General features: G+C 73.0%; 15 protein-coding genes. 6 read left to right on the forward strand and 9 right to left on the reverse strand.

Annotated elements, in window-relative coordinates:
- Positions 1 to 99: 99 nt before the first annotated feature.
- Together ACTWPP_RS13330 and ACTWPP_RS13335 are read right to left on the reverse strand one after the other, a co-directional pair.
- The gene (locus ACTWPP_RS13330) at positions 100 to 1,851 is read right to left on the reverse strand and encodes a hypothetical protein (RefSeq protein ID WP_443104525.1); all 1,752 of its coding nucleotides are present in this window, start codon (positions 1,849 to 1,851) and stop codon (positions 100 to 102) included.
- A 140-nt stretch (positions 1,852 to 1,991) separates the two neighbouring features.
- Entirely contained in the window at positions 1,992 to 2,729 is a 738-nt protein-coding gene (locus ACTWPP_RS13335) for an SCO6745 family protein (RefSeq protein ID WP_443104526.1), read from the reverse strand.
- A 195-nt stretch (positions 2,730 to 2,924) separates the two neighbouring features.
- On the opposite strand from ACTWPP_RS13335, the gene ACTWPP_RS13340 reads away from it, so the two are divergent.
- The 5 genes from ACTWPP_RS13340 (at position 2,925) to araB (ending at position 8,720) form a co-directional block, all read left to right on the forward strand.
- Positions 2,925 to 3,668 (forward strand): hypothetical protein, encoded by a 744-nt coding sequence (locus ACTWPP_RS13340; protein ID WP_443104527.1) that lies wholly within the window; start codon positions 2,925 to 2,927, stop codon positions 3,666 to 3,668.
- A 142-nt stretch (positions 3,669 to 3,810) separates the two neighbouring features.
- On the forward strand, positions 3,811 to 4,800 hold the full coding sequence (locus tag ACTWPP_RS13345) for a LacI family DNA-binding transcriptional regulator (protein ID WP_443104576.1): 990 nt from the start codon (positions 3,811 to 3,813) through the stop codon (positions 4,798 to 4,800).
- A 73-nt stretch (positions 4,801 to 4,873) separates the two neighbouring features.
- Positions 4,874 to 5,551 carry an L-ribulose-5-phosphate 4-epimerase gene (locus tag ACTWPP_RS13350; protein ID WP_443104528.1) on the forward strand — a complete coding sequence of 226 codons (678 nt, stop codon included), beginning with the start codon at positions 4,874 to 4,876 and terminating at the stop codon, positions 5,549 to 5,551.
- Complete coding sequence (araA, locus tag ACTWPP_RS13355; RefSeq protein WP_443104529.1) at positions 5,548 to 7,044, forward strand: L-arabinose isomerase; 1,497 nt, start codon at positions 5,548 to 5,550, stop codon at positions 7,042 to 7,044. Before ACTWPP_RS13350 ends, araA begins: the two co-directional genes overlap by 4 nt.
- A 41-nt stretch (positions 7,045 to 7,085) precedes the next feature.
- A complete protein-coding gene (araB, locus tag ACTWPP_RS13360; protein ID WP_443104530.1) occupies positions 7,086 to 8,720 on the forward strand; it encodes a ribulokinase in 1,635 nt (544 codons plus the stop codon).
- Here the strand turns inward: araB and ACTWPP_RS13365 are convergent.
- The 7 genes from ACTWPP_RS13365 to ACTWPP_RS13395 form a co-directional block, all read right to left on the reverse strand.
- Positions 8,717 to 9,730: a LacI family DNA-binding transcriptional regulator gene (locus ACTWPP_RS13365; protein WP_443104531.1), complete on the reverse strand. Its 1,014-nt coding sequence runs from the start codon at positions 9,728 to 9,730 to the stop codon at positions 8,717 to 8,719. The two genes, araB and ACTWPP_RS13365, sit on opposite strands and share 4 nt — an antisense overlap.
- Positions 9,731 to 9,788: 58 nt before the next feature.
- The gene (mmsB, locus tag ACTWPP_RS13370) at positions 9,789 to 11,030 is read right to left on the reverse strand and encodes a multiple monosaccharide ABC transporter permease (RefSeq protein ID WP_443104532.1); all 1,242 of its coding nucleotides are present in this window, start codon (positions 11,028 to 11,030) and stop codon (positions 9,789 to 9,791) included.
- Positions 11,027 to 12,565 (reverse strand): multiple monosaccharide ABC transporter ATP-binding protein, encoded by a 1,539-nt coding sequence (mmsA, locus tag ACTWPP_RS13375; RefSeq protein ID WP_443104533.1) that lies wholly within the window; start codon positions 12,563 to 12,565, stop codon positions 11,027 to 11,029. The genes mmsB and mmsA overlap by 4 nt, the downstream gene beginning before the upstream one ends.
- Positions 12,566 to 12,627: 62 nt before the next feature.
- The gene (gene chvE, locus ACTWPP_RS13380) at positions 12,628 to 13,758 is read right to left on the reverse strand and encodes a multiple monosaccharide ABC transporter substrate-binding protein (RefSeq protein ID WP_443104534.1); all 1,131 of its coding nucleotides are present in this window, start codon (positions 13,756 to 13,758) and stop codon (positions 12,628 to 12,630) included.
- A 362-nt stretch (positions 13,759 to 14,120) separates the two neighbouring features.
- On the reverse strand, positions 14,121 to 15,353 hold the full coding sequence (locus ACTWPP_RS13385; protein ID WP_443104535.1) for an acetyl-CoA hydrolase/transferase family protein: 1,233 nt from the start codon (positions 15,351 to 15,353) through the stop codon (positions 14,121 to 14,123).
- Between the two features lie 37 nt (positions 15,354 to 15,390).
- Entirely contained in the window at positions 15,391 to 16,884 is a 1,494-nt protein-coding gene (locus tag ACTWPP_RS13390; protein ID WP_443104536.1) for a bifunctional aminoglycoside phosphotransferase/ATP-binding protein, read from the reverse strand.
- A 263-nt stretch (positions 16,885 to 17,147) separates the two neighbouring features.
- Entirely contained in the window at positions 17,148 to 17,342 is a 195-nt protein-coding gene (locus ACTWPP_RS13395) for a hypothetical protein (protein WP_443104537.1), read from the reverse strand.
- A gap of 175 nt (positions 17,343 to 17,517) precedes the next feature.
- Here ACTWPP_RS13395 and ACTWPP_RS13400 point away from each other — a divergent pair, with 175 nt between their 5' ends.
- The gene (locus ACTWPP_RS13400) at positions 17,518 to 22,203 is read left to right on the forward strand and encodes an HAD-IC family P-type ATPase (protein WP_443104538.1); all 4,686 of its coding nucleotides are present in this window, start codon (positions 17,518 to 17,520) and stop codon (positions 22,201 to 22,203) included.
- Positions 22,204 to 22,451: the final 248 nt, after the last annotated feature.

A 22,451-nucleotide genomic window follows, 5' to 3' on the forward strand; every position in this document is an offset into this window, starting at 1 on the left:
ACCGCCCCTCTCACCTGTGCGCGGCGTCCACCTACCCGGCGCCCGACCCGTGAAACACCGCCTTCGGACGAGTTCTCCGGCCGGGCGCGGACCGCGGGGTCAGCCGGCGGCGAAGGCGGCCAGGTTCGTCGAGATCGGCTCGGGTTCGCCGTTGTTCTGCACGGCGGACGCGGTCAGCACGTCGAGGTGCTGGTACCCGGGCGCGATGATGTCGCCGGGCTGCGGGTCGCTGAACCCGAGCCCGTCACCGGCCTCCAGGTTGATGGTGGGGTTGGCGGTGATGCCGCCCTCGTGGACGGCGTCGTCCGCGATGCCGGGTGAACTCGCCAGCGCGATGTCGGTGACCATCCTCGTGGGGAAGTAGTGCTCGGTGAAGTCGAGCGGGTGCTCCGACAGGCTGCGGGCCAGCTCGGCGAGGTCGGTGACCTCCTTGCCCGCGGACGTGAACGGGGTGCCGTCCCTGGACTCGTGGACGGGGTCGTCGGGGGCGCCGACACGGTCGTAGTTCCGCCACGTGTAGAGCGGGCCGTTCGGCTCGTCCGGGATCGCCTTCTTCTCCTTGCCCAGGAGCCGCGTAAGGCCGCCGAGCCCGAGCTCCTCCAGGTTGTTCGGTGCCGGGAACTCCTTGTCGACGATCCTGCCGCCGTCCCAGAAGCCGACGCTGGCCTGTATGAAGGCGAGCGGCTGGGAGTGGTCGTCCAGCAGCCCGCCGAGCGCCGCCGCGTTGGTGAACCTGAAGTCCTGGATCTTCGGCGAGCCCTTGAGGAACGTCGGGTAGTCCTTGGAGAACAGGAGCCGGTACGTCATGTCCTGGTTGAATCCGGACGGGATGTAGGCCGGCAGGTCGGACTCGCCGCCCGGATCGAGGTTGGCCGCCAGGCCCGCGATCGCCAGCAGGTTCATCGTCTCGGTGTTGACCACGGCCGGGGCCGACAGGGCCCGCGGGATGATCCCCGTCTCCAGCCCGGCCCGCACGGCGCCCGCGCCGAACTCGATGAGCGGAATCCAGTCGGCCGGGACCTCGCCGCCCATTCCGGGCAGCCCCTTCTCGATCCGGGTGTCCAGCGCGAAGTAGCCGGAGCACTGGTTGTACCCGGCGTCGTCCGTGGTGGAGGGGTTTCCGTCGAAGTCCCATTCGGCGAAGTAGGCCGTCAGGACGCCGCCGAGTGAATGTCCGCCGCAGAGCGTCTTCCGCTTGCGCGTCCTCTGGTCCGGGAGCTCCCTGACCATCAGGTCGTACTGGTCGCGGACGGTCTGCTCCAGCCCGACGTTCTGCAGCCATTTCACCTGGTCGTTGGTCTGGTAACCGGCGAACCTCCTCCCGTCCACCTCCTTCTGCCGGTAGTAGTAGTCGACCGCGAGGTGGACGTCCTCCGCCTCCAACCCGGCCCGGACGCCGGTGCGGTCCTCCAGGCAGTTGGAACGCCGGTCGAGCGCCCAGAACTCGATGTGCCTCCCGCTCCGGGCCGCGGCGGCGACCGTGTTCCGCGCGACGCTGTCGAACGCGCCCGCGCCCTCCAGGATGCCGGGCTGCGCGATCAGGATCCGATCGGCCTTCGCGGAGTCCGCCGGCCCGTCCTTGTGCCGGAACCGCAGGTAGGACAGCCAGTCGCACGCCCTGGGGTGCGGCCCGGCCGACTCCGGCAGCGGTACCTTGACCCGCACCACCGACTCGCTGACCTCGGTGACGGGCGAGCCGGACGCGACGGGCGTCTCGGACCGGCCGGTTTCCCGCGCGCCCACCGGCATGGCCGCCGCCGCGCCGACGGCCAGCGCGGACGCGGCCAGCACCGCGAACGCGCCGAGCCGCCGCGACGGGACGCGGACGGGCAGGAGGGGATGCCGCCCCATCACGTGCTCCCTTCGTACGTGATCGGTTACGGGGCAACGATGAACCTGTCGTTCTTCTTGCGACAGTCGTTCATTTGCATAATCTCTATGCCGCCCTTGTTCCCCTCTGACAAGCCGGCGCTCCGGCCTCGGAGAACGGCTCAGCCGAGGACGGCCGTCCCCGCCCTGCCGACCAGGTCCGCGAACTCGGCGCGTTCGGACGGCGACAGGGCCCGCTCGTACACGGTGGCGGACAGCCTGTCGGTGATCTCCTCGGCCTCCGCGCGCCGGGGCTTGTGGGCGTCGCAGTTCGGGAGGTCGCCCTGCCAGCCGAGGAACCGGGCCCGTTCGGGCGGGTTCGCGGCGAGGACGGCCTCAAGGGGGTCGAGCCCGACGGCGGTCGTCGCGACCAGGTGCAGCCCGCCGCGCCATTCCCGCAAAAGGTGGAGCACGTGCGTCAGGCGGGCGGGCCCGCCCTCGGGGAGGGGTTCGGCCCGCCACCCGCTGAACAGCGGCAGCCCCGACCCTTCGGCCGCCCGCACCACCTGTTCGGCCAGCTCGCAGAGGCGCGGGTCGTCCGGGACGTGCTCGCGGCCCCAGTCCGCGCACGCGAGCGCGTACCGCCGCGCGGCCTCGCGCGCCCCGGCGACCGCGACGCCCTCGTCCCACATGGGCCGGACGAGCTCCGGCGCGAACCAGCCCAGCGCGGCGATCACGACGTCGGCCTCGACGTCCCCCAGCACACCGCACCGCCCGGCGAAGTAGTGCGCGAAGGGGTTGTCGAACCCGTGCTTCTTCCCGTGCGCCCACGTCGCCTTGTCGAGCATCCACTTCGCTCCGATGTCGTGGATGATCTGGTCGGCGGCCCGCGTGGTCTCCAGCGCACTCAACTCGCCCATGGAAGCTCTCCTCCGCTCGTAGGTGAGGCGAAGGCTACTGGTGGTCGGAAGCGGCCGGCCGTCGGGGTCCGAACCGGATTCGGCGGACGCCCTTCCGGCGCGCCCGAGTAACGCCGGTGACCTGGGGTAAGGACGCCGCGTCCTACGCCGCTCACCCGCACCTGGCGGCACCGGACTGGGGAACGGGGAAAGCCGATGCAGACCGCAAGGACCGGCCGGGGACGCCATCGCGTGGCCGCGGCCACGACCGCGACGGCCGCCAAGGGAGCCGAGGAGGTGTCGCGGCTGCGCGGTGGGCGGTCCCTGCACCGGGTGGGCCGCTCGTACACGGCGACCCTGCGCGTCCCGGCCGGGGCGCCCGCCGGCGCCGGGCCGCTGAGCGAGCCGGGCGAGCACGAGGTCATCGCGCGGCTGTCCAAGAGCACCGGGCTTCCGGGCGGCCTTCCCGACATCGTCGGCGTCGCGCTGCGCGTCCGCCACGGCGCCCTGGCGGTGGACCTGCTGTTCGCGAGCACCGGGATGCTGCCCGTGGCGCGGCACGTGCTCCGGCCCCGCCGCGCGTTTCTGCCCGGCCCGTACACGACGCTTCTTCCCTACGACGTCGGCGGCCGGACGCGCGTCCTCGGCCTGTTCCCCGCCGGGTGCCGCCGGCTGCCCGCGGACGTCGGCCGCCTGGACGCGGCCGTGGCGGCCGAGCCGCTGACGTTCACGCTGGCCACGGCGGCGCCGCTCGGACGGTGGACGCCGGTGGCGGTCCTCGTCGTCCACACGCCGCGGCGCGATGACGATCCGGCCACCGTCGCGTTCGACCCCGTCCTGAACGCGCTGCCGGGGCTGCGCCCGATCGGGCCGTTCATGCGGCTGCGGCGCCTCGCCTACGCGGGATCGCGGACCGGGCGCGGCGCCCCCGCCCCCTCCGCCGAGTGGCCGGGGGCCTGAAACCGCCGGCGGCCGATGCGCGGCGGTGTTGACATCCGGGTTAGTTAGCGCAAACATTCGGTCGTGTAGCGGTTCAAAGGCTGGGGGAGGCGATGTGGCCGCCGAATCACCGGAGGCGCCCGACGGCCGGCGGCTGGCGGTGATGGAGGACGTGGCCGCGATGGCCGGCGTCTCGGCGATGACCGTGTCGCGCGTGCTGAACTCGCCCGAGAAGGTGCGGCCGCAGACCCGCGCCCGGGTGATGGCGGCGGTGCGGGCCCTGGACTACCGGCCGAACTCGGCGGCGCGGGTGCTGGCCACCGGCAGGTCCGGGGTCCTCGGCGTGGTCAGCTTCGACACCACGCTGTACGGCCCGGCGTCGACGCTGTTCAGCATCGAGCAGGTCGCCCGCGAGCACGACTACAACGTCAGCATCGTCAGCCTGAGCTCCCTGAACCGCCGCTCGATCGGCGAGGGCGTGGAGCGGCTGCGCGCCCAGTCGGTGGACGGGATCATGGTCGTCGCGCCGCACGAGTCGGCGGCGGACGGGCTGAAGGAACTGCCGGCCGGCACCCCGCTCGTCGCGGTCGGCGCGGGCGCGGACGTGCCGTTCCCCGTCGTCGCCGTCGACCACCGGGCCGGTGCCGAGCGCGCCGTCCGGCACCTGCTCAGCCTCGGCCACGAGACCGTCATGCACCTGGCCGGCCCGGCCGACTGGGTGGACGCGAGCGGGCGGGTCGACGGCTGGCGGGGCGCGCTGGAGGCGGCCGGACGCGACGCCCCGCCGCCGCCCGCAGGTGACTGGAGCGCCCGGTCCGGCTACGAGTACGGCCGGCGGATCGCCGCCGACCCCGGTGTCACCGCCGTCTTCGTCGCCAACGACGCGATGGCGCTCGGCCTGCTGCGCGCCCTGCGCGAGGCCGGGCGGGACGTGCCCGGCGACGTCAGCGTCGTCGGCTTCGACGACGTGCCGGAGGCCGCCTACTTCCCGCCGCCGCTCACCACCGTCCGGCAGAACTTCGCCGAGGTGGGGCGGCGGGCCTTCGACCTGCTGCTCGACCGGATCGGGGGGTCCCTGGAGTCCGGGTCGCGCCGGGTCGTCGAACCCGAACTCGTCGTCCGTGAGAGCACCGGGGTCCGCCGCCGTACCTAACCCCGCCGTCCGTCCCGCGAGCCCAGACCTTCGTCACGCCCTATGATGTTAGCGCTAACAGAACGGAGCCGAGATGCCAGAGCCAGCCGGCGGGACCGCCGCGCTCCGCACGGAGCTGGCCGTCCTGCACCAGCTCCTCGCCGAAGGCGGGCTGGTCGTGTGGACGGCCGGGAACGTGTCGGCGCGGGTCGACGCCGACACCTTCCTGATCAAGCCGAGCGGCGTCCCGTACGAGCAGCTCACCCCCGAAGCGATGGTGCTGTGCGACCTGGAGGGCGAGCCGATCGGCGAGTCGCCGCTCAAGCCGTCCAGCGACGTGTACGCGCACGCCTACGTGTACCGGCACCGCCCGGACGTCGGCGGAGTCGTGCACACCCACTCGACCTACGCGACCGCGTGGGCGGCGCGGGACGAGCCGATCCCGTGCGTGCTGACCGCGATGGCCGACGAGTTCGGCGGGGAGATCCCCGTCGGCCCGTTCGCGCTCATCGGCGGCGACGACATCGGCCGCGGCATCGTCGAGACCCTCGCCGGCCGCCGCAGCCCCGCCGTGCTGATGCGCAACCACGGCGTCTTCACGATCGGCGCCGACGCCCGCGCCGCGGTCAAGGCGGCGGTGATGTGCGAGGACGTCGCCCGGACCGTCCACCTGGCTCGCCAGCTCGGCGAACCGCTCCCGATGGCCGCCGGCGACATCGACCGGCTGTACGACCGCTACCAGAACGTCTACGGGCAGAGGGGCCGACCATGAGCTTTCCGAACCGCGAGATCTGGTTCCTCACCGGCAGCCAGGGCCTGTACGGCGAGGACACCCTCCGGCAGGTCGCCGAGCAGTCCGCGGCGATCGCCGCGCGGCTCGGGGAGGCGCTGCCGGTCACCGTGAAGTGGCTGCCCGTCCTCACCGGCGCGGACGCCATCCGCCGGACGTGCCTGGACGCCGGCGCCGACGACTCCTGCGTCGGCCTGATCGCGTGGATGCACACCTTCTCCCCGGCGAAGATGTGGATCGCCGGGCTCGACGTGCTGACCAAGCCGCTGCTCCACCTGCACACCCAGGCGAACGTCGAGCTGCCCTGGCATTCCATCGACATGGACTTCATGAACCTGAACCAGGCCGCCCACGGCGACCGCGAGTTCGGATACGTCCAGTCGCGGCTCGGCGTCTCCCGCAAGACCGTCGCCGGGCACGTCACCGACCCGTCGGTCGCGGTGCGCGTCTCCGGGTGGGCGCGGGCGGCGGCCGGCCTCCACGAACTGCGGCGGCTGAAGCTGGCCCGGTTCGGCGACAACATGCGGGACGTCGCCGTCACCGAGGGCGACAAGGTCGAGGCCCAGCTCCGGTTCGGCGTCTCCGTCAACACCTACGGCGTGAACGACCTGGCCGACGTCGTGGACGCCGTCCCGGACGGCGACATCACCGAACTGGTCAAGGAGTACGACGACCTCTACGACATCGTCCCGGAGCTGCGCCCCGGCGGCGAACGCCACGACTCCCTCCGCTACGGCGCGCGGATCGAGCTCGGACTGCGCACGTTCCTCGACGACGGCGGCTTCAAGGCGTTCACGACGAACTTCGAGGACCTCGGCGGGCTCCGGCAGCTTCCCGGCCTCGCCGTCCAGCGGCTCATGGCCGACGGCTACGGCTTCGGCGGCGAGGGCGACTGGAAGACCGCGACGCTGCTGCGCACGCTGAAGGCCGCGGCCGCCGGCCTCACCGGCGGCACGTCGTTCATGGAGGACTACACCTACCACCTCGAACCCGGCAACGAGCTGATCCTCGGCGCGCACATGCTGGAGGTCTGCCCGTCCATCGCCGCCGGGCGTCCCTCGCTGGAGATCCATCCGCTGAGCATCGGCGGGCGCGAGGACCCCGTCCGGCTGGTGTTCGACGCCGAGCCCGGCCCCGCCGTCGTCGCCGGCCTCGCCGACATGGGCGACCGGTTCCGCCTGGTCGCCAACGAGATCGAGGTCGTCGCGCCGCCGGAGCCGCTGCCGATGCTGCCGGTCGCCCGCGCGGTGTGGCGCCCGCTGCCCGACCTGCGCACGTCCACCGAGGCGTGGCTGACCGCGGGGGCGCCGCACCACACCGTCCTGTCGGCCGCGCTCGGCACGCAGGAGCTGGACGATCTCGCCGAGATGGCCGGGGTGGAGCTGCTCACCATCGACGCCGGCACCACGCTGCGGCAGTTCACGAAGGAGATCCGCTGGAACCAGGCGTACCACCGCTTGGCGGGGGGCCTGTGACGAGTGGGCTGTAAGGACAGGTCTGTGACAAGGAGGAGCCCATGAGCGCGGAAGACCGGTACGTCGTCGGCGTCGACTTCGGCACGTTGTCAGGCCGGGCGGTGCTCGTCCGCGTCCGGGACGGCGCCGAGGTCGGCGACGGCGTGCACGAGTACGACCACGGGGTGATCGACGAAGCGCTGCCGGCCGGCGTGCGCCTCGACCCCGACTGGGCCCTTCAGGCCCCCCGGGACTGGCTGGACGTTCTGCGGTCCGCCGTCCCGAAGGCGCTGGCCGTCGCGGACGTATCGCCGTCCCAGGTCATCGGCATCGGCACGGACTTCACCGCGTGCACGGTCCTGCCGGCGAACGCCGCCGGGACGCCGCTGTCCGACCTGCACCCCAAACGGCCGCACGCCTGGCCGAAACTCTGGAAACACCACGCGGCACAGCCGCAGGCCGACCGGATCAACGCACTCGCCGCCGAGCGCGGCGAGCCGTGGCTGCGCCGCTACGGCGGCAAGATCTCCTCGGAGTGGGAGTTCGCGAAGGCCCTGCAGCTGCTGGAGCAGGACCCCGAAATCTACGGCCTGGCCGAACGCTGGATCGAGGCGGCCGACTGGATCGTCTGGCAACTGACCGGCCGGGAGTCGCGCAACATCTGCACGGCCGGCTACAAGGGCATCCACCAGGACGGCCGGTACCCGTCCCACGAGTTCCTGGCCGCCCTCCACCCGGACTTCGCGGACTTCCCCGCCAAGCTCGGCCACGACCTGGCCCCCCTCGGCGGCCTCGCCGGGACCCTGACCGCGCGGGCCGCCGCCTGGACGGGCCTCCCCGAAGGCATCGCCGTCGCCGTCGGCAACGTCGACGCCCATGTGACCGCCGCCGCGGCCGACGCCGTCCGCCCCGGCCAGATGGTCGCGATCATGGGCACGTCCACCTGCCACGTCATGTCGTCCGACCTGCTCGCCGAGGTCCCCGGCATGTGCGGCGTCGTCGCGGACGGCATCGTCCCCGGCCTGTGGGGCTACGAGGCGGGCCAGTCCGGCGTCGGCGACATCTTCGCCTGGTTCGTCGACAACTGCGTCCCCGCCCACTACGACCAGGCGGCGGCCGCGGCCGGGCTGACCGTTCACGAGCACCTCACCGCCCTCGCCGAGGAACAGCCGGTCGGACGGCACGGCCTCGTCGCGCTCGACTGGAACAACGGCAACCGTTCCGTCCTCGTCGACCACGACCTGTCCGGCCTGATCGTCGGCCAGACGCTCGCCACCAGGCCCGAGGACGTCTACCGCGCCCTCATCGAGGCCACCGCGTTCGGCGCCCGCATGATCGTGGAGACGTTCGAGGCGTCGGGCGTCCCCGTCGACGAGTTCGTCGTGGCGGGCGGCCTGATGAAGAACCGCTTCCTCATGCAGGTCTACGCCGACGTCCTGCGCCGCCCGCTGTCGCTGATCGGCTCATCGCAGGGCCCGGCCCTCGGCTCCGCCGTCCACGCCGCCGTCGCCGCCGGCGCCTACCCCGACATCACGTCCGCCGCCGCCGCGATGGGCCGCCGCGTCCCGTCCGCGTACACCCCGGACAGGGCCCGCGCCGACGCCTACGACTCCCTCTACGAGATCTACCGCTCCCTGCACGACCACTTCGCCGACGGCGAGATCATGCACCGCCTCCGCGCCCTGCGCGCGGGCTAGGCCGCGGGGCCGGTGCTGCGGCGGATCAGGAGCCGGCTCGGGACCGGACTCGGAACTTCCGCCGGCGAACCGCCCTCGGTGACCTGCGCGATGAGAAGCTCCACGCAGTGCCGGCCGAGGGCGGTGAAGTCCTGCCGGACGGTCGTGAGCGGCGGCGTGAGGAACGCCGCCTCCGGGATGTCGTCGAAACCGATGACGCTGACGTCGTCCGGCACCCTGCGACCGCTCTCGTGGATCGCCCACAGCAGCCCGAGCGCGATCTGGTCGTTGGCCGCGAACACGGCCGTGACGCCGGGGTCGGCGGCCAGGAGCCGGCCGCGCTCGTAGCCGGACCGGGCGCTCCAGTCGCCGGGCGCGCAGTCGGGGACGTCCGCGCCCGCCTCGGCGAGCCCGTCCCGCCAGCCGCGCGTGCGCTCGTTCGCCTCCCACCAGTTCGCCGGGCCCGGCAGATGGTGGACGGTCCGGTGCCCGAGCTCCAGCAGGTACCGGACCGCCTCCCGGGGCGCCAGGTAGTGGTCGGCCGACACGGTCGCGACGGGGGCCTGCGGCCCCAGCAGGACGGTCGGCAGATCGTCCGGCAGGTGCCGCAGCGCCTCGTCCGGGGGGACATGCCCGGGGATCATGATGATGCCGTCCACGCCCTGGTCGCGGAACCGGTCCACCGCCCCCGCGACCGCGCCGTGGCCCGGCGACTCCAGGCTCGCGACGCTGGTGAAGAACTCGGCGGCGCGGGCGTTCCGCTCGATCGCCGCGATGATCGACGCCGGACCGAACAGCGCCGTGTCGAAGCTGACGACGCCGAGCGTGCGGGACCGCCCGGTGGCCAGGGCCCGCGCCGCCGCGTTCGGCCGGAAGTCCAGCTGCGCCGCGGCGGCCAGCACCCGGTCCCGGGTCTTCGGGTTGACCATCGGATGGTTCTTGAACACTCGGGACACGGTCTGGTGGGAGACCCCGGCCAGCCGTGCGACGTCGCGGAGCCCGGGCCGGGCCGGTGGTGGCGTGGCGGTCATGTCGCTCCGGAATCTATCGGGTCGCCCTGCCGGGCCGCCCCTCCGCCGGGCCGCCCGGTCAGCGGGCCGTCCCGCTGCGGCGCTTGGCCCAGATGTCGAACGCGACCGCCGCGAGCAGCACCAGGCCCTTGATCAGCATGACCCGCTCGCTGGGGGCGCCGAGCAGCGACATCCCGTTGTTGATCACGCCCATGATCAGGCCGCCGGTGATCGCGCCGATCACCTTGCCGACCCCGCCCTGCACGGCCGCGCCGCCGATGAACGCCGCCGCGATCGCGTCCAGCTCGAACATGTTCCCCGCGGTCGGGCCCGCCTGGTTGAGCCGCCCGGCGAACACGATCCCGGCGATGGCCGACAGCACGCCCATGTTGACGAACAGCCAGAACGACACCGACTTCACCTTGATGCCGGACAGCCGGGCCGCGAGCGGGTTGCCGCCGAGCGCGTAGACGTGCCGGCCGAACACGGCCCGGTTCATCACCAGCGTGGAGCCGAGGACGAGCACGCCCAGCAGGACGAGCACCCACGGCATGTTCTTGAACCGCGCCAGCTGCACGGCCATGAACATCACGACCACGACCGCCAGCGCGTTCTTCAGCACGAACACGGTGAACGACTCCACCTTCTGCCCGTACCGGATGCGCCCCTGCCGGTTCCGCCACCCCAGGCCGACGTACCCGGCGACCAGCGCCAGGGCGACCAGCAGCGTGAACAGGTCCGCGCCGCCGAGCGGGCCGAGCCCGATGTTGCCGAAGTAGCCGGACAGGAAGCCGTTCGCGATCGTCCGGACCTCGTCCGGGAACGGGCCGATGCCCTGGTTGCCGAGGACGGTCAGGGTCAGCGCCCGGAACACCAGCATCCCGGCGAGGGTCACGATGAACGCCGGGATTCCGAAGTAGGCGATCCAGTACCCCTGCCACGCGCCGATCACGGCGCCCGCCAGGAGCGTCAGCACGACCGCCAGCGGCCACGGCACGTTGTGCTCGACCATCAGCACGGCCGCGATGGCGCCCGTCACCGCCACCACCGACCCGACCGACAGGTCGATGTGCCCGCCGATGATGATCAGGATCATCCCGATGGACAGGATCAGGATGTAGGAGTTCTGGACGATGATGTTGGAGATGTTCTGCGGGGACAGCAACTGCCCGTCGGTGAGCACCGCGAACAGCGCGACGATCAGCCCGAACGCGATGTAGATCCCGCTCTGCCGCAGGTTGACGGGCAAAGTCCGGCCCGCCTTCGGCCGCTCGGCGGGCGGCGGGGTCACGGCCTGGTCGGCCGGCGCCACGCTGCTCATGCTGTGGTCTCCTCGGTCTGGGTCATGAACTGCATCAGCCGCTCGGGCGTCGCGTCCGCCCGGCTCACCTCGCCGGTGATCCGGCCCTCGGCCATCGCGTAGACGCGGTCGCAGATCCCGATCAGCTCCGGCAGCTCGGACGAGATCACCAGCACCGCCCGGCCCTGGTCGGCCATCCGGTTGATGATCGAATAGATCTCGTACTTGGCGCCCACGTCGATGCCGCGGGTCGGCTCGTCCAGGATCAGGACGTCGGCGTCGGTGAACATCCACTTCGACAGGACGACCTTCTGCTGGTTGCCGCCGCTGAGCTGCCCCGCCGGGGTCAGCACGCTCGGCGCCTTGATGTTCATCTCCTTGCGGTACCGCTCGGCGACCTCGTACTCGCGGTTGTCGTCCACCCAGCCGCCCTTCGCGAGGCCGCGCAGGCCCGCCGCCGAGATGTTGCGGCGGATGTCCTCGATGAGGTTCAGCCCGTAGGTCTTGCGGTCCTCGGTGGCGTAGGCGAGCCCGTGCCTGATCGCGTCGGTGACCGTCCGGAGGGTGATCTCCCTGCCGTTCTTGTAGACGCGGCCGGTGATCCCGATGCCGTAGCTGCGGCCGAACACGCTCATCGCCAGTTCCGTCCGGCCCGCGCCCATCAGGCCCGCGAGCCCGACGATCTCGCCGCGACGCAGGGTCAGGCCGGCGCCGTCCACGACGACGCGGCCGTGCTGGGTGGGGGAGTGGACGGTCCAGTCCTCGATCCGCAGCACTTCGTCGCCGATGTCGGCGAAGCGGTCGGGGAAGCGGTGGTCCAGGTCGCGGCCGACCATGCCGGAGATGATGCGGTCCTCGGACACGTCGCCGCGCATGTCGAGCGTCTCGATCGTCCGGCCGTCGCGCAGGATCGTCGTCGAGTCGGCGACGGCTCGGATCTCGTTCAGCTTGTGCGAGATGATCACGCAGGTGATGCCCTCGTCGCGCAGGCCGCGCAGCAGGTCCAGCAGATGCTCGGAGTCGGAGTCGTTCAGCGCGGCGGTCGGCTCGTCCAGGATCAGCAGCCGCACCCGCTTCGACAGCGCCTTCGCGATCTCCACGAGCTGCTGCTTGCCGACGCCGAGGTCCATCGCCGGCGTCACCGGATTCTCCCGCAGCCCGACCCGGTCCAGCAGCCGCGCCGCCTCGGCGTTCGTCCGGTTCCAGTCGATGAGCCCGAACCGTCCGCGGCGCTCGTTGCCGAGGTAGATGTTCTCCGCGATCGACAGGTACGGGCTGAGGGCCAGCTCCTGGTGGATGATGACGATGCCGCGCCGTTCGCTGTCGCGGATGCCGGAGAAACGGCACGGCTCGCCCTCGAACTCGATGTCCCCGCTGTAGTCGCCGTACGGGTGGACGCCGGACAGCACCTTCATCAGCGTCGACTTGCCGGCCCCGTTCTCGCCGCAGATCGCGTGGATCTCGCCTCTGCGGACCTCCAGGTTGACGTCCTCCAGCGCCTTCACCGCGGGGAAGGTCTTGGTGATGCCGCGCATCCGCAGTATCGCGTCGGTCATGCTCCTCCTCGGGGTCGGCGGGCGCCCCCGGGCCCCAGCCCCCGGGCGCCGCCCCCGGCGCGTTACTTCAGCTTGTCCTCGGTGTAGTAGCCGGTGTCGATGAGCTGCTTCTTGTAGTTGCCCTTGTTCACGATCACCGGGTTCAGCAGGTAGGACGGCACGACCTTCACGCCGTTGTCGTAGTCCTTGGTGTTGTTGACCTCCGGCTTCTCGCCCTTCAGCACGGCGTCGGCCATCTTCACCGTGACCGAGGCGAGCTGCCGGGTGTCCTTGTAGATCGTCGAGTACTGCTCGCCCGCGATGATCGACTTGACCGAGGCGACCTCGGCGTCCTGGCCGGTCACGATCGGGTACGGCTGCCCCTCGGTCCCGTAGCCGCTGGACTTCAGCGCCGACAGGATCCCGATCGACAGGCCGTCATAGGGGGACAGGACGCCCTGGATCTTCGTTCCGCCGCCGTAGGAGCGGGTGAGGAGGTCCTCCATGCGCTTCTGCGCGCGTCCCGGGTCCCAGCGGAGCGTCGCGATCGTCTTGAAGTCCGTCTGGCCGCTCTTGACGACGAGGGTCTTCTTGTCGATGTAGGGCTTCAGCGTGTCCATCGCGCCGTTGTAGAAGAACGTCGCGTTGTTGTCGTCGGGCGAGCCGGCGAACAGCTCGATGTTGAACGGCCCCTTCGCGGTGCCCTCCGAGCCGTCCGGCTTCTTCAGGCCGAGTCCGACCAGCAGCGACGTCGCCTGCTGCACGCCGACCTTGTAGTTGTCGAAGGTGGCGTAGTAGTCGACGTTCTCGGAGTTGCGGATCAGCCGGTCGTAGGCGATGACCGGGATGTCGTTGTCGGCCGCCTTCTGCAGCTGCGTCGTGATCGCGGTGCCGTCGATCGAGGCGATGATCAGCAGCCGGGCGCCCTTGGTGATCTGGTTGTCGATCTGGTTGGCCTGGGTGGGGATGTCGTTCTCGGCGTACTGCAGGTCGACCTTGTAGCCGAGCTGTTCGAGCTGCTTCTTCAGGTTGTCGCCGTCGTGGATCCAGCGCTCGGACGAGCGGGTCGGCATCGTGACGCCGACCAGGGCGCCCTTCGCCGACGTGTTCTCGGCCTTCTCCTTGTCGATGGCCTTCTCACTCGACCCGCACGCGGTCATGCCGAACGCGAGCCCAAGGCCCAGCGCCAGGCTGACGAGCTTCCTACGCTTCACGTCTCACCTCGGGGTGGCTGCCGGTGGTCGCAGGACAGGCTGTTACCGGTCACACTGCCATGTCAAGAGGCTGGTGTGCGCCGCGTCACAACCGTGACCCAACTCGCCACCGATTGTTAGCGTTATCACGACCTGCGTCAACACCCGCGGCCCACCGCTCGGTCCGTCGCCGGTCCGTAGGGCAGTCACCAGCACGAACGCACTTTCGTCGTGCCGTTCATTGACACTTCAGTTGGTTAACGCAAACATTCAGGTCAGTAGACGGCAGCGGCCGAGCCCCGGGGCGACCGGCGGGAACCCGCCGCGCCGCGCGGCGCCCAGATGCGGCACGAACACGAACGGGCGCGCGGAGCCGGCGTCCCTCAGCGCAGCGGGAAACCGAGCTCGCGGCCCTCTTCGCGGAGTTCGTCGCGTGCGGACGGGTGGGCGACCTCGTCCACGATCTGCTGCGCCTGGGACGCCGCGTCGTGGCCCCAGACGGCGGCGGTGCCCTGTTCGCTGACGAGGTAGCTGTGCTGGAACGAGGTGACCGGCCCGGACAGGCGAGGTATGACGGTGGAGACGTCCGCGCGGGGGTGCCAGGACGGCAGCGCGATGACGGCGCGTCCGCCGGGGGAGTGCAGGGCGCCGACGACGAAGTCGGTCTGGCCGCCGAATCCGGAGTAGATCACCCCCCGCACGCGGCTGGCGTTGGCCTGGGCGTACAGATCGACCTGGAGGGCGGAGTTCACCGAGACCATGCGTGGCCTGCGGGCGATCAGGCCGGGGTCGTTGGTCTTCTCGGTGCGCAGCATCCGGACGCGTTCGTTGCGGTCGGCCCATTCGTACAGCTCGCGGCCTCCGAAGGCGAACGAGGAGGTGATGGGCACGGCGGTGTCGAGCGCGCCGGCCCTCTCCAGCGCCAGGACACCGTCGCTGAACATCTCCGACCACACGCCGAGCCCCCGGCGGTCCAGCAGCGAGGCCAGCACCGCGTCCGGGATGCCGCCGATCCCGAGTTGCAGCGTCGCCTGCTCGGGGACGAGCCGCGCGACCCGCCGCCCGATCTCCCGCGCGACCTCGCCGGGCGGCCGCGGCACGGGAGTGGCGAGCGGCTCGTCCGTCTCGATGGCGTAGTCGACGTCCTCCAGGGCGAGCACGGCGTCGCCGTAGGTGTAGGGCATCCGCGGGTTCAGCTGGGCGATCACCAGGCCGCCGCGTTCCCGGACGGCCTCGATGGCGGCGGGCAGGATGTTCACCTCGATGCCGAGCGAGACCGTCCCGCCTGCGGGCACGGACGTCTGCATCACCACCACGTCCGGCGGCAGCAGCTCCTTGAGCAGGTTGGGCACCAGCGACAGCCGCGACGGGTAGTACCGCAGGCCGTCCCGGCCGCGCATCCCGGCGCCGACGAACGGGGTCTCCAGTTCCACTCCGTCGCGGTCGGGGAGCCCGCCCTGGGCATTGAGCATGAACAGCCGGTACTCCGGTAGCGCCTCGTCCAGGACGGCCAGGGCCCTCCGGGGCGTGGCGAAGTTGCCCCCGGCCACCACCCGCGGCCGTCCCGGCAGGCCGGACAGGACGGCGCCGAGGTGGGTCTCCGAGATCACCCGCATCGGTGGATCCTCCGGTCGTTTCCGTTTCGCCGGCGAGTCAGTCGGGGGACAGGAGCGGACGGCGGTGCCAGAGGTGGTCGGCGCCCGCCGGCCGGACGACGGCCAGTGCCTGTCCGACGGCGTTCTCCACCGTTCCGCCGGTGTCGATCCGGGCCGACTCGGGCCATGGTGCCGCATCGGCGCGCATGGCCGCGGCGATGTCGGCGTCGGCGTCGGAGATGCCCCGCGAGCGGGCACGGACCCGCATGCGTTCGGCGGTGACGGATTCGGGGGCCTCGCAGCGAAGGGACGTCGGGTGCGCGTGCTCGCGTTCGGCCACGGCGGTGAGGAGGTCCCTGTCCTCCTTGGCGGACCATGACGCGTCCAGGATGACCGTCTCACCGATCCGGAGCAGGGTCGCCGCGCGTTCGGCCAGTTCACGGTAGGTGCGTCCAGTCCATTCCGGTGTGTAGATCCCCGTGCCGTAGGGGGCGGCGGCGGAGTCCTCGGGCGGGAGGCCCGCGAGTTCCTTGCGGATGCGGTCGCTGCTGAGCAGCGAGCAGCCGAGCCGGTCGGCCAGCGCACCGGCGAGGGACGTCTTCCCTGTGCCGGGCAGCCCGCCCACGAGGATCAGGTCGACCCTCCCGGCGCGCAGGTGGCGCAGCGCGACGTCCGTGTAGGCGCGTGCCTCGCCGGCCGCTTCGGGGACGCCCTGCCCGTAGCGCAGGCACGCGACCTTGGCGCGGACGAATGCCCGGTAGGCGACGTAGTGGTGGCGCAGCGAGGGCGGTGCCGGGTCCGCCGCGAAGCCCGCGTACCAGTCGATGAAGCGTTCGGCGAGGCCGGGTGCGCCGAGGCGTTCGAGGTCCATGGCGAGGAACGAGGCGTCGTCGAGGCCGTCCACGCTGCGCAGCTTCTCGTCGAACTCCAGGCAGTCCAGGATGCGCGGGCCGTCGTCCAGGCAGAAGATGTCGTCGGCCAGCAGGTCGCCGTGCCCGTCGACCACACGGCCGTCGGCGATGCGCGCGTCGAACAGCGCCTCGCGGCCGGCGAGGAAGGCGGTCGTGAGTTCTTCGACCTCGGTGGCCGCCGCGCCGTCCACGGCCCGGTCGTGGAAGGGGCGCACCTGCTCGAAGCTGTCGTTCCAGCGGCCTCGGACGGCGTCGCGGGTGCCCTGGGCGGTGACCTCGGGTCCGCGTGGCGCCTCGGCGTGCCAGGCCGCCAGGTCGCGTGCGGTGTCGCGGAGCGCGTCCTCGACCGGCTCGTGCGCCTCGACCAGCGCGGACAGGCGCCGGTCCGCCGGCATCCGCCGCATCACGACCAGATGGTCGCAGACCTCACCGTCGCCGGGGGCGTGCACGTCGGAGACGCCGAGGTAGACGTCCGGTGCGAAACGCCGGTTGAGCCGGACCTCCTCATGGCAGGCCCTCTCGCGCTGCTCCCGAGTGCTGAAGTCGAGGAATCCCAGGTCCACCGGCTTCTTGAGCTTGTACGCCCGGTCGCCCACGAAGAAGACCACGCCGATGTGGGTCTCGCTCACGGCGGCGTTCATCGGCATGACCTCCAGCGGTCTCGCCCGCGTTCAGAAATGGTCGGCGTGATGCACGGTGAACCGGATGAACCCGCCGGCCGGCTGTCGCTCCCTTCCCCAGGACCGGCCCGCGCTAACGGCGGAAGAGGCGCGGCCGGAAACCCCCGCGCCACCCGCCACCGGGTGCACGCGCTGCTGGAGGCGGTGGTCTCCATCGGACGGTTCCCGTTCCCAAGTGACCGCGACGACCCGAGGAGCGCCGCACCGGGCGTCCCCGGGCGTGCTCAAGACTCCGAGAAGTCGTCGCGAGACAGCCCCTTCTCCGACATCTTGTCTTCGAGCTCGGCGCCGAGTTCAGTGCGATCGTCGGGCCGTGACCTGGGTTCCCGGTCCGGGTCACGATCGGGGTCTCCACCCGGCCTCATCACGACCTGGTCCGTGTCCTCGGTCTTCGGCGCGTTCTCTTCAGGCGTGGTCATCTCTTGCCCCCATGTCCCAGCGAATCACCGGCTCTTCCTGCATCGCGCTGCTACCCGGCGACGCCCCGCTCTAACGACCACCGCCCCCCGCGGCCGACCGCTGTTTACAGAGCGTGGGCACGGGTAACCGGCGATCGTCGGTGGGTCGGTCAGCCTCGGGCAGGAGGAACGGGCGGTGGCGATTCCGGGCGCGTCCCTGGCCAAGACGGTGCTGAGCGTGCCGGTCGCCGCGGCGGACACGGCGTCCACGCTGGCCGTACGAGGAGCGAAGGCGGGTGTGCGGGCGCGGCCCGTGCGCCAGGCGGTGGGCGGGGGGGCGAACCGCGCATCCCGGGTCGCCGGCGCGCTCGCGGCCCTGGCCGCCGGAGGCCCCGGACGGCGCGTGTGGGCGCACGGCGGACGCGTCCACATCCAGGTGAACGGCCTGGCGGGCGGCGGGGAGCGGCACCGGCGGTACGTGAAGGCGCTGACGGGGGCGCTGCAGCGGCTGGACGGGGTGGACTGGGCCGAGGTGAACGCGGTCACCGGTCACGTCCTGGTGGCGTACGCGGAAGGCGACGTGGACGTGAGCGCTCTGGTGGCGGCCGTCCAGGGCGTGGAGAAAGCGCACGGCGCCGCCCGGTTCGACGAGGACGCGCACGCGTGCCGCCCCGACGATGAGATGGCATGGGCGGCGGCGACGTCCGCCCTCGCGGCGGACTGCGTGGGGACGGCGGCGGCCGCGGTCGGCAGGCTGCTGGCTCTCCCGCCGATGCCGAGCCCGGTACGGGCGGCCGTGTCACTGGTGGACTCGATGCCCCGGGTGCGGACGGTGGTGGAGCGGCGCCTCGGCGGGCCGCGCACCGAAGCCGTGCTCGGGGCCGCCAACGCCGTCGTCCAGGGCGCCGGGCAGGGCGTGGCACCGCTGGCCTCGGACGCCGTGCACCGGGTGTTCCAGCTCTACGAGATCGGGGCGCGCCGCGAGGCGTGGCGGCGTCGTGAGCCGCATCTCGCGGTGGCCGGGCGGCAGCCGCAGGAGTGCGGTACCCGGGTCAGGCGGCCGTGCCCCCTCCCGGACGGCCCGGTCGAGAAGGCCGGTAACCGCACGGAGCTGGGACACCTGCTGGGCGGAGCCGGCGTCCTGGCGAGCACGGGGGACGCGTCCCGCGCCGCCGATCTGCTGCTGGAGACCATGCCCAAGGCGGCGCGGCACGGCCGGGAGGCGTTCGCCGCGGTGCTGGCGCACGACCTGGCCGGCCGCGGCACGGTGGTGCTGGAACCGGCCGCGCTGCGCCGGCTCGACCGGGTCGGCGCGGTCGTCATCGACTCCGCGGTGCTGTGCGCGGGGGAGCCGCGGCTGCTGTCGGCGGTCGCGACCGGCGAGAGCCTGGACGACGGGGGCGTCTGGCGTGTGGCCGGCGCGTTGCTGGCCGGCCGCGACCCCGGCGACCTGGCCGGGCACGGTCCATGGCCGGCCGAGCGGCCCGGCGGCGGGGACGGCGACCAGGACCCGGCCGCGGAATGGCGCCTGGTCAGGGCGGCGGACGGTGGTCCCGCCGACCCGGGGGGCGCCGCGCTGGATCTGCTGGACCGGCGGGGCCGGCGCTGCGGCCGCGTCCGGGTGGGCTGCTCGCTCGATCCGCTGGCCGAAGCGCTGCTGGCGGCGGCGCACGAGGCGGCCGACGTGGTCGTCCTGACCGAGCACGCCAGCACCAGGGAGCTGGTCGCCTGGGGCGACGACTCTCCCGTGGCCGCCCGTGACCTGGCGGACTCCGTGCGTGCCCTGCAGCGCGAGGGCCACGGAGTGCTGGCGATCGCCCGCGGGCAGGACCGGGTGCTGGACGCCGCCGACGTCGGAGTGAGCGTGTTGTGCGGCGACGGGCCGGCCGGCTGGCGCGCCGACGTGGTGTGCGGGCCGGGACTCGGCGAGGCGTGGCGGCTGCTGACGGCTGTCCGGCCCGCGAGACGCGCCAGCGTCCGCGCCGCGGAGCTGTCCCTGAGCGCCTCGGCGCTCGGCGCGCTGCTGCTCGCCGGGGGACGGCCGCGGCGCCGGGGGATCGCGTACTGGCGGGAACTCCCGCCGGTGCACGTGGCGTGCATGATGGCGATGCTGGCCAACGCGGTGAGCGCCCGGCGGCTGGACCACCGCCCGCTGCCGCCGCCCGTCGTCCGCGACGCCTGGCACGCCCTCACCGCCGAGGAGGTCTTCCGGCGGCTGTCGCGCGCCGCCGCCGGACCCGCGCCCGGGGAAGCCGAGGCGCCGAGCCCGCGGTCGCGCGCCGCCGCCGTCCGGGCCGGGCTGGCGGGGGTGCCGCCGCTGAACTGGACGGTGGTCCGGCCGGCCGGCGCCGGACTGCGCCTGGCCGCCGCTGTGCGGCAGGAACTCGAGGATCCGCTGACCCCCGTGCTCGCGCTCGGCGCGGCGGCGTCCGCGGTGGTGGGTTCCAGCGTGGACGCGCTGCTGGTCACCGGTGTCATGACGGGCAACGCCCTCATCGGGGGCGTGCAGCGGATGCGGGCGGAGCGGGTCCTGGGCGAACTGCTCCTGGGGCAGCAGGTCGGCGCCCGCCGCCTGCGGGACGGCGCCGCCCGGCCCCCGCGGCCCGGCGCCGCGGACTCGGACGCGTTCGCGCATCTGCGGTCCGCCGCCACCGAGCAGCTCCCGGCCGCCCGCCTGCGGATCGGCGACGTGATCCTCCTGCGCCCGGAGGACGTCGTCCCGGCGGACGCCCGGCTGCTGTGGGCGGAGTCGCTGGAAGTGGACGAGGCCACGCTCACCGGGGAGTCGGTGCCCGTCGGCAAGAGCGTCGAGCCGGCGCCGGGCGCCGACCCGGCCGACCGGTACTGCATGGTCTACGAGGGCACCACCGTCGTCGCCGGCGGCGCGGTCGCCCTCGTGGTCGCCACCGCCGAGGCCACCGAGACCGGCCGGGCCGCGGCACTGGCCGGCGCGGCGGACGCCTCGTCCACCATGCAGGCGCACCTCGCCGAACTCACCCACCAGGCCCTCCCCGCCACCCTCCTCGGCGGCGCGTCCGTCACGGCGCTGGGCATGCTGCGCGGCCTGCCGCTGCACCGCGCCCTCGAATCCGGCATCGCGGTCGCCGTGGCCGCCGTCCCCGAAGGACTGCCCCTGGTCGCGACCCTGTCGCAGCTCGCGGCGGCGCGGCGGCTGTCCCGCCTCGGCGTCCTGGTCCGCTCCACCCGCGCGCTCGAGGCGCTGGGCCGGGTGGACACCCTGTGCTTCGACAAGACCGGCACCCTCACCGAGGGCAGGCTCCGCCTGGTCCGCGCGGCCGGCCCGGCCCGCCCGCTCCCGCTCACCGGCGCCGACGGGCGGCGCATCCTCCGGGTCGCCGCGCGGGCCTGCCCGCCGCCGCACGGCAGGCGGGTCGCGCACGCCACCGACCGTGCGGTGCTGGAGTCCGCCGGCGATCTGCCGCCGGACACCCGGTGGACACTGGACGAGGAACTGCCCTTCGAGGCCACCCGCGGGTTCTCCGCCTCACTCGGACGCGACGGCGACCGGGCGGTCATCGCGGTCAAGGGCGCACCCGAGGTGGTCCTGGCCAAGTGCGCCCGGATCCACACCCCCCGGGACCCCGCCGACCGTGACGAGCCGCTCACCCCGGCGCGGCGGCGTGCCGCCGCCGCCATCGTCCGGCGCCTGGCGGGGCAGGGCCTGCGCGTGCTCGCCGTCGCCGAGGCCCCCGACCCGGGGCCCGACCGGGTCCACGGCGAGATCGCCGACCACATCGAGGGCCTCACGCTGCTGGGTTTCGTCGGCATCGCCGACACCCCGCGCCCCACCGCCGAGGACGCGGTGCGGCGGCTGGGCGCCGCGGGAGTGCGCACCACCATGATCACCGGTGATCACCCGGCGACCGCCGCGGCCGTCGCCGCCGAACTCGGCATCCCCGACGCCGACCGGGTCCTCACCGGAACCGAGCTCGACGCCATGACCGCCGGCGAGCGGCGCCGGGCCGTCCAGAGCGCCGCCGTCTTCGCCCGTGTCTCCCCGGCCCAGAAGGTGCGCATCGTGAAGGATCTGCGCAAGGCCGGCCGGGTGGTCGCGATGACGGGCGACGGCGTCAACGACGCCGCCGCCATCCGCCGCGCCGACGTCGGCATCGCGGTCGCCGGACGCGGCTCCGGCGCGGCCCGCACCGCGGCCGACCTCGTTCTCACCGCACCGGACAACGCGCTGATCCTGGACGCGCTGCGCGAGGGCCGTGCCCTGTGGCACAGCGTCCGCGACGCCGCCGCCATCCTCGTCGGCGGCAACGCGGGCGAGGTGTCGTTCACCATCCTCGGGACGGCCCTGAGCGGAGACGCCCCGCTCAGCACCCGGCAGCTGCTCGTGGTGAACATGCTCACCGACATGCTCCCGGCGCTGGCCGTGGCGCTCACACCCGCCGGCCACGGGTCCGACGCCGCGGTGCCGCTCGGCGGGGCGCCCGTCCGCGGGTTCAGCGGCCACGACATGCGGTCCGCGCTCGCCGTGCGCGGCACCGCCACCGCGGCCGCCGCCCTGGTCTCCTGGCAGGCCGGCAGGGTGGCCGGCCTGATCCCCGGGGGGCGCCGCCGGGCGTCCACGATGGCCCTCGCGGCGCTGGTCGGCGCCCAGCTCGGCCAGACCTTCGTCGCACGCCGGCACAGCCCCCTCGTCATGGCCACCTGCGTGGTCTCGGCGGGCGCGCTGTTCGCGGTCGTCGAGACGCCGGGCCTCAGCCGGTTCTTCGGCTGCACCCCGCTGGGACCCGGCGCCTGGCTCGTCGTCACGGCGGCCGCCGCGGCGGCGACACTGGGGGCCGCCATCGCCCCGCGGCTGCTACCGGCCGCCGCCGGAGCCGCATCCGTCACGCCCGCCGGAGCGCACTGAAGCCCGCCGGAGCGCACTGAAGAAGGACGGCCGGTCGCCGTGCACGCGGCACGGCTCCGGTCGTCCCACTGATAGTTCCTGAACCCTCCGCTGCCGTGGACAGCACCCCGTCATGAAAGGCCGGCGGCATCCGGGGAGCCTCGCCGAACGTTCCCCACCGCACAGCGGAAACCGGCGGACGCCCGACCGGCCGCAGCCCCGCTCGCGGGGCGGCGAACCTGCGGGACGCCCGCCGGCGCTCACCGTGG

This window comes from Actinomadura sp. 3N407 (assembly GCF_052245875.1).
Classification (GTDB): domain Bacteria; phylum Actinomycetota; class Actinomycetes; order Streptosporangiales; family Streptosporangiaceae; genus Spirillospora.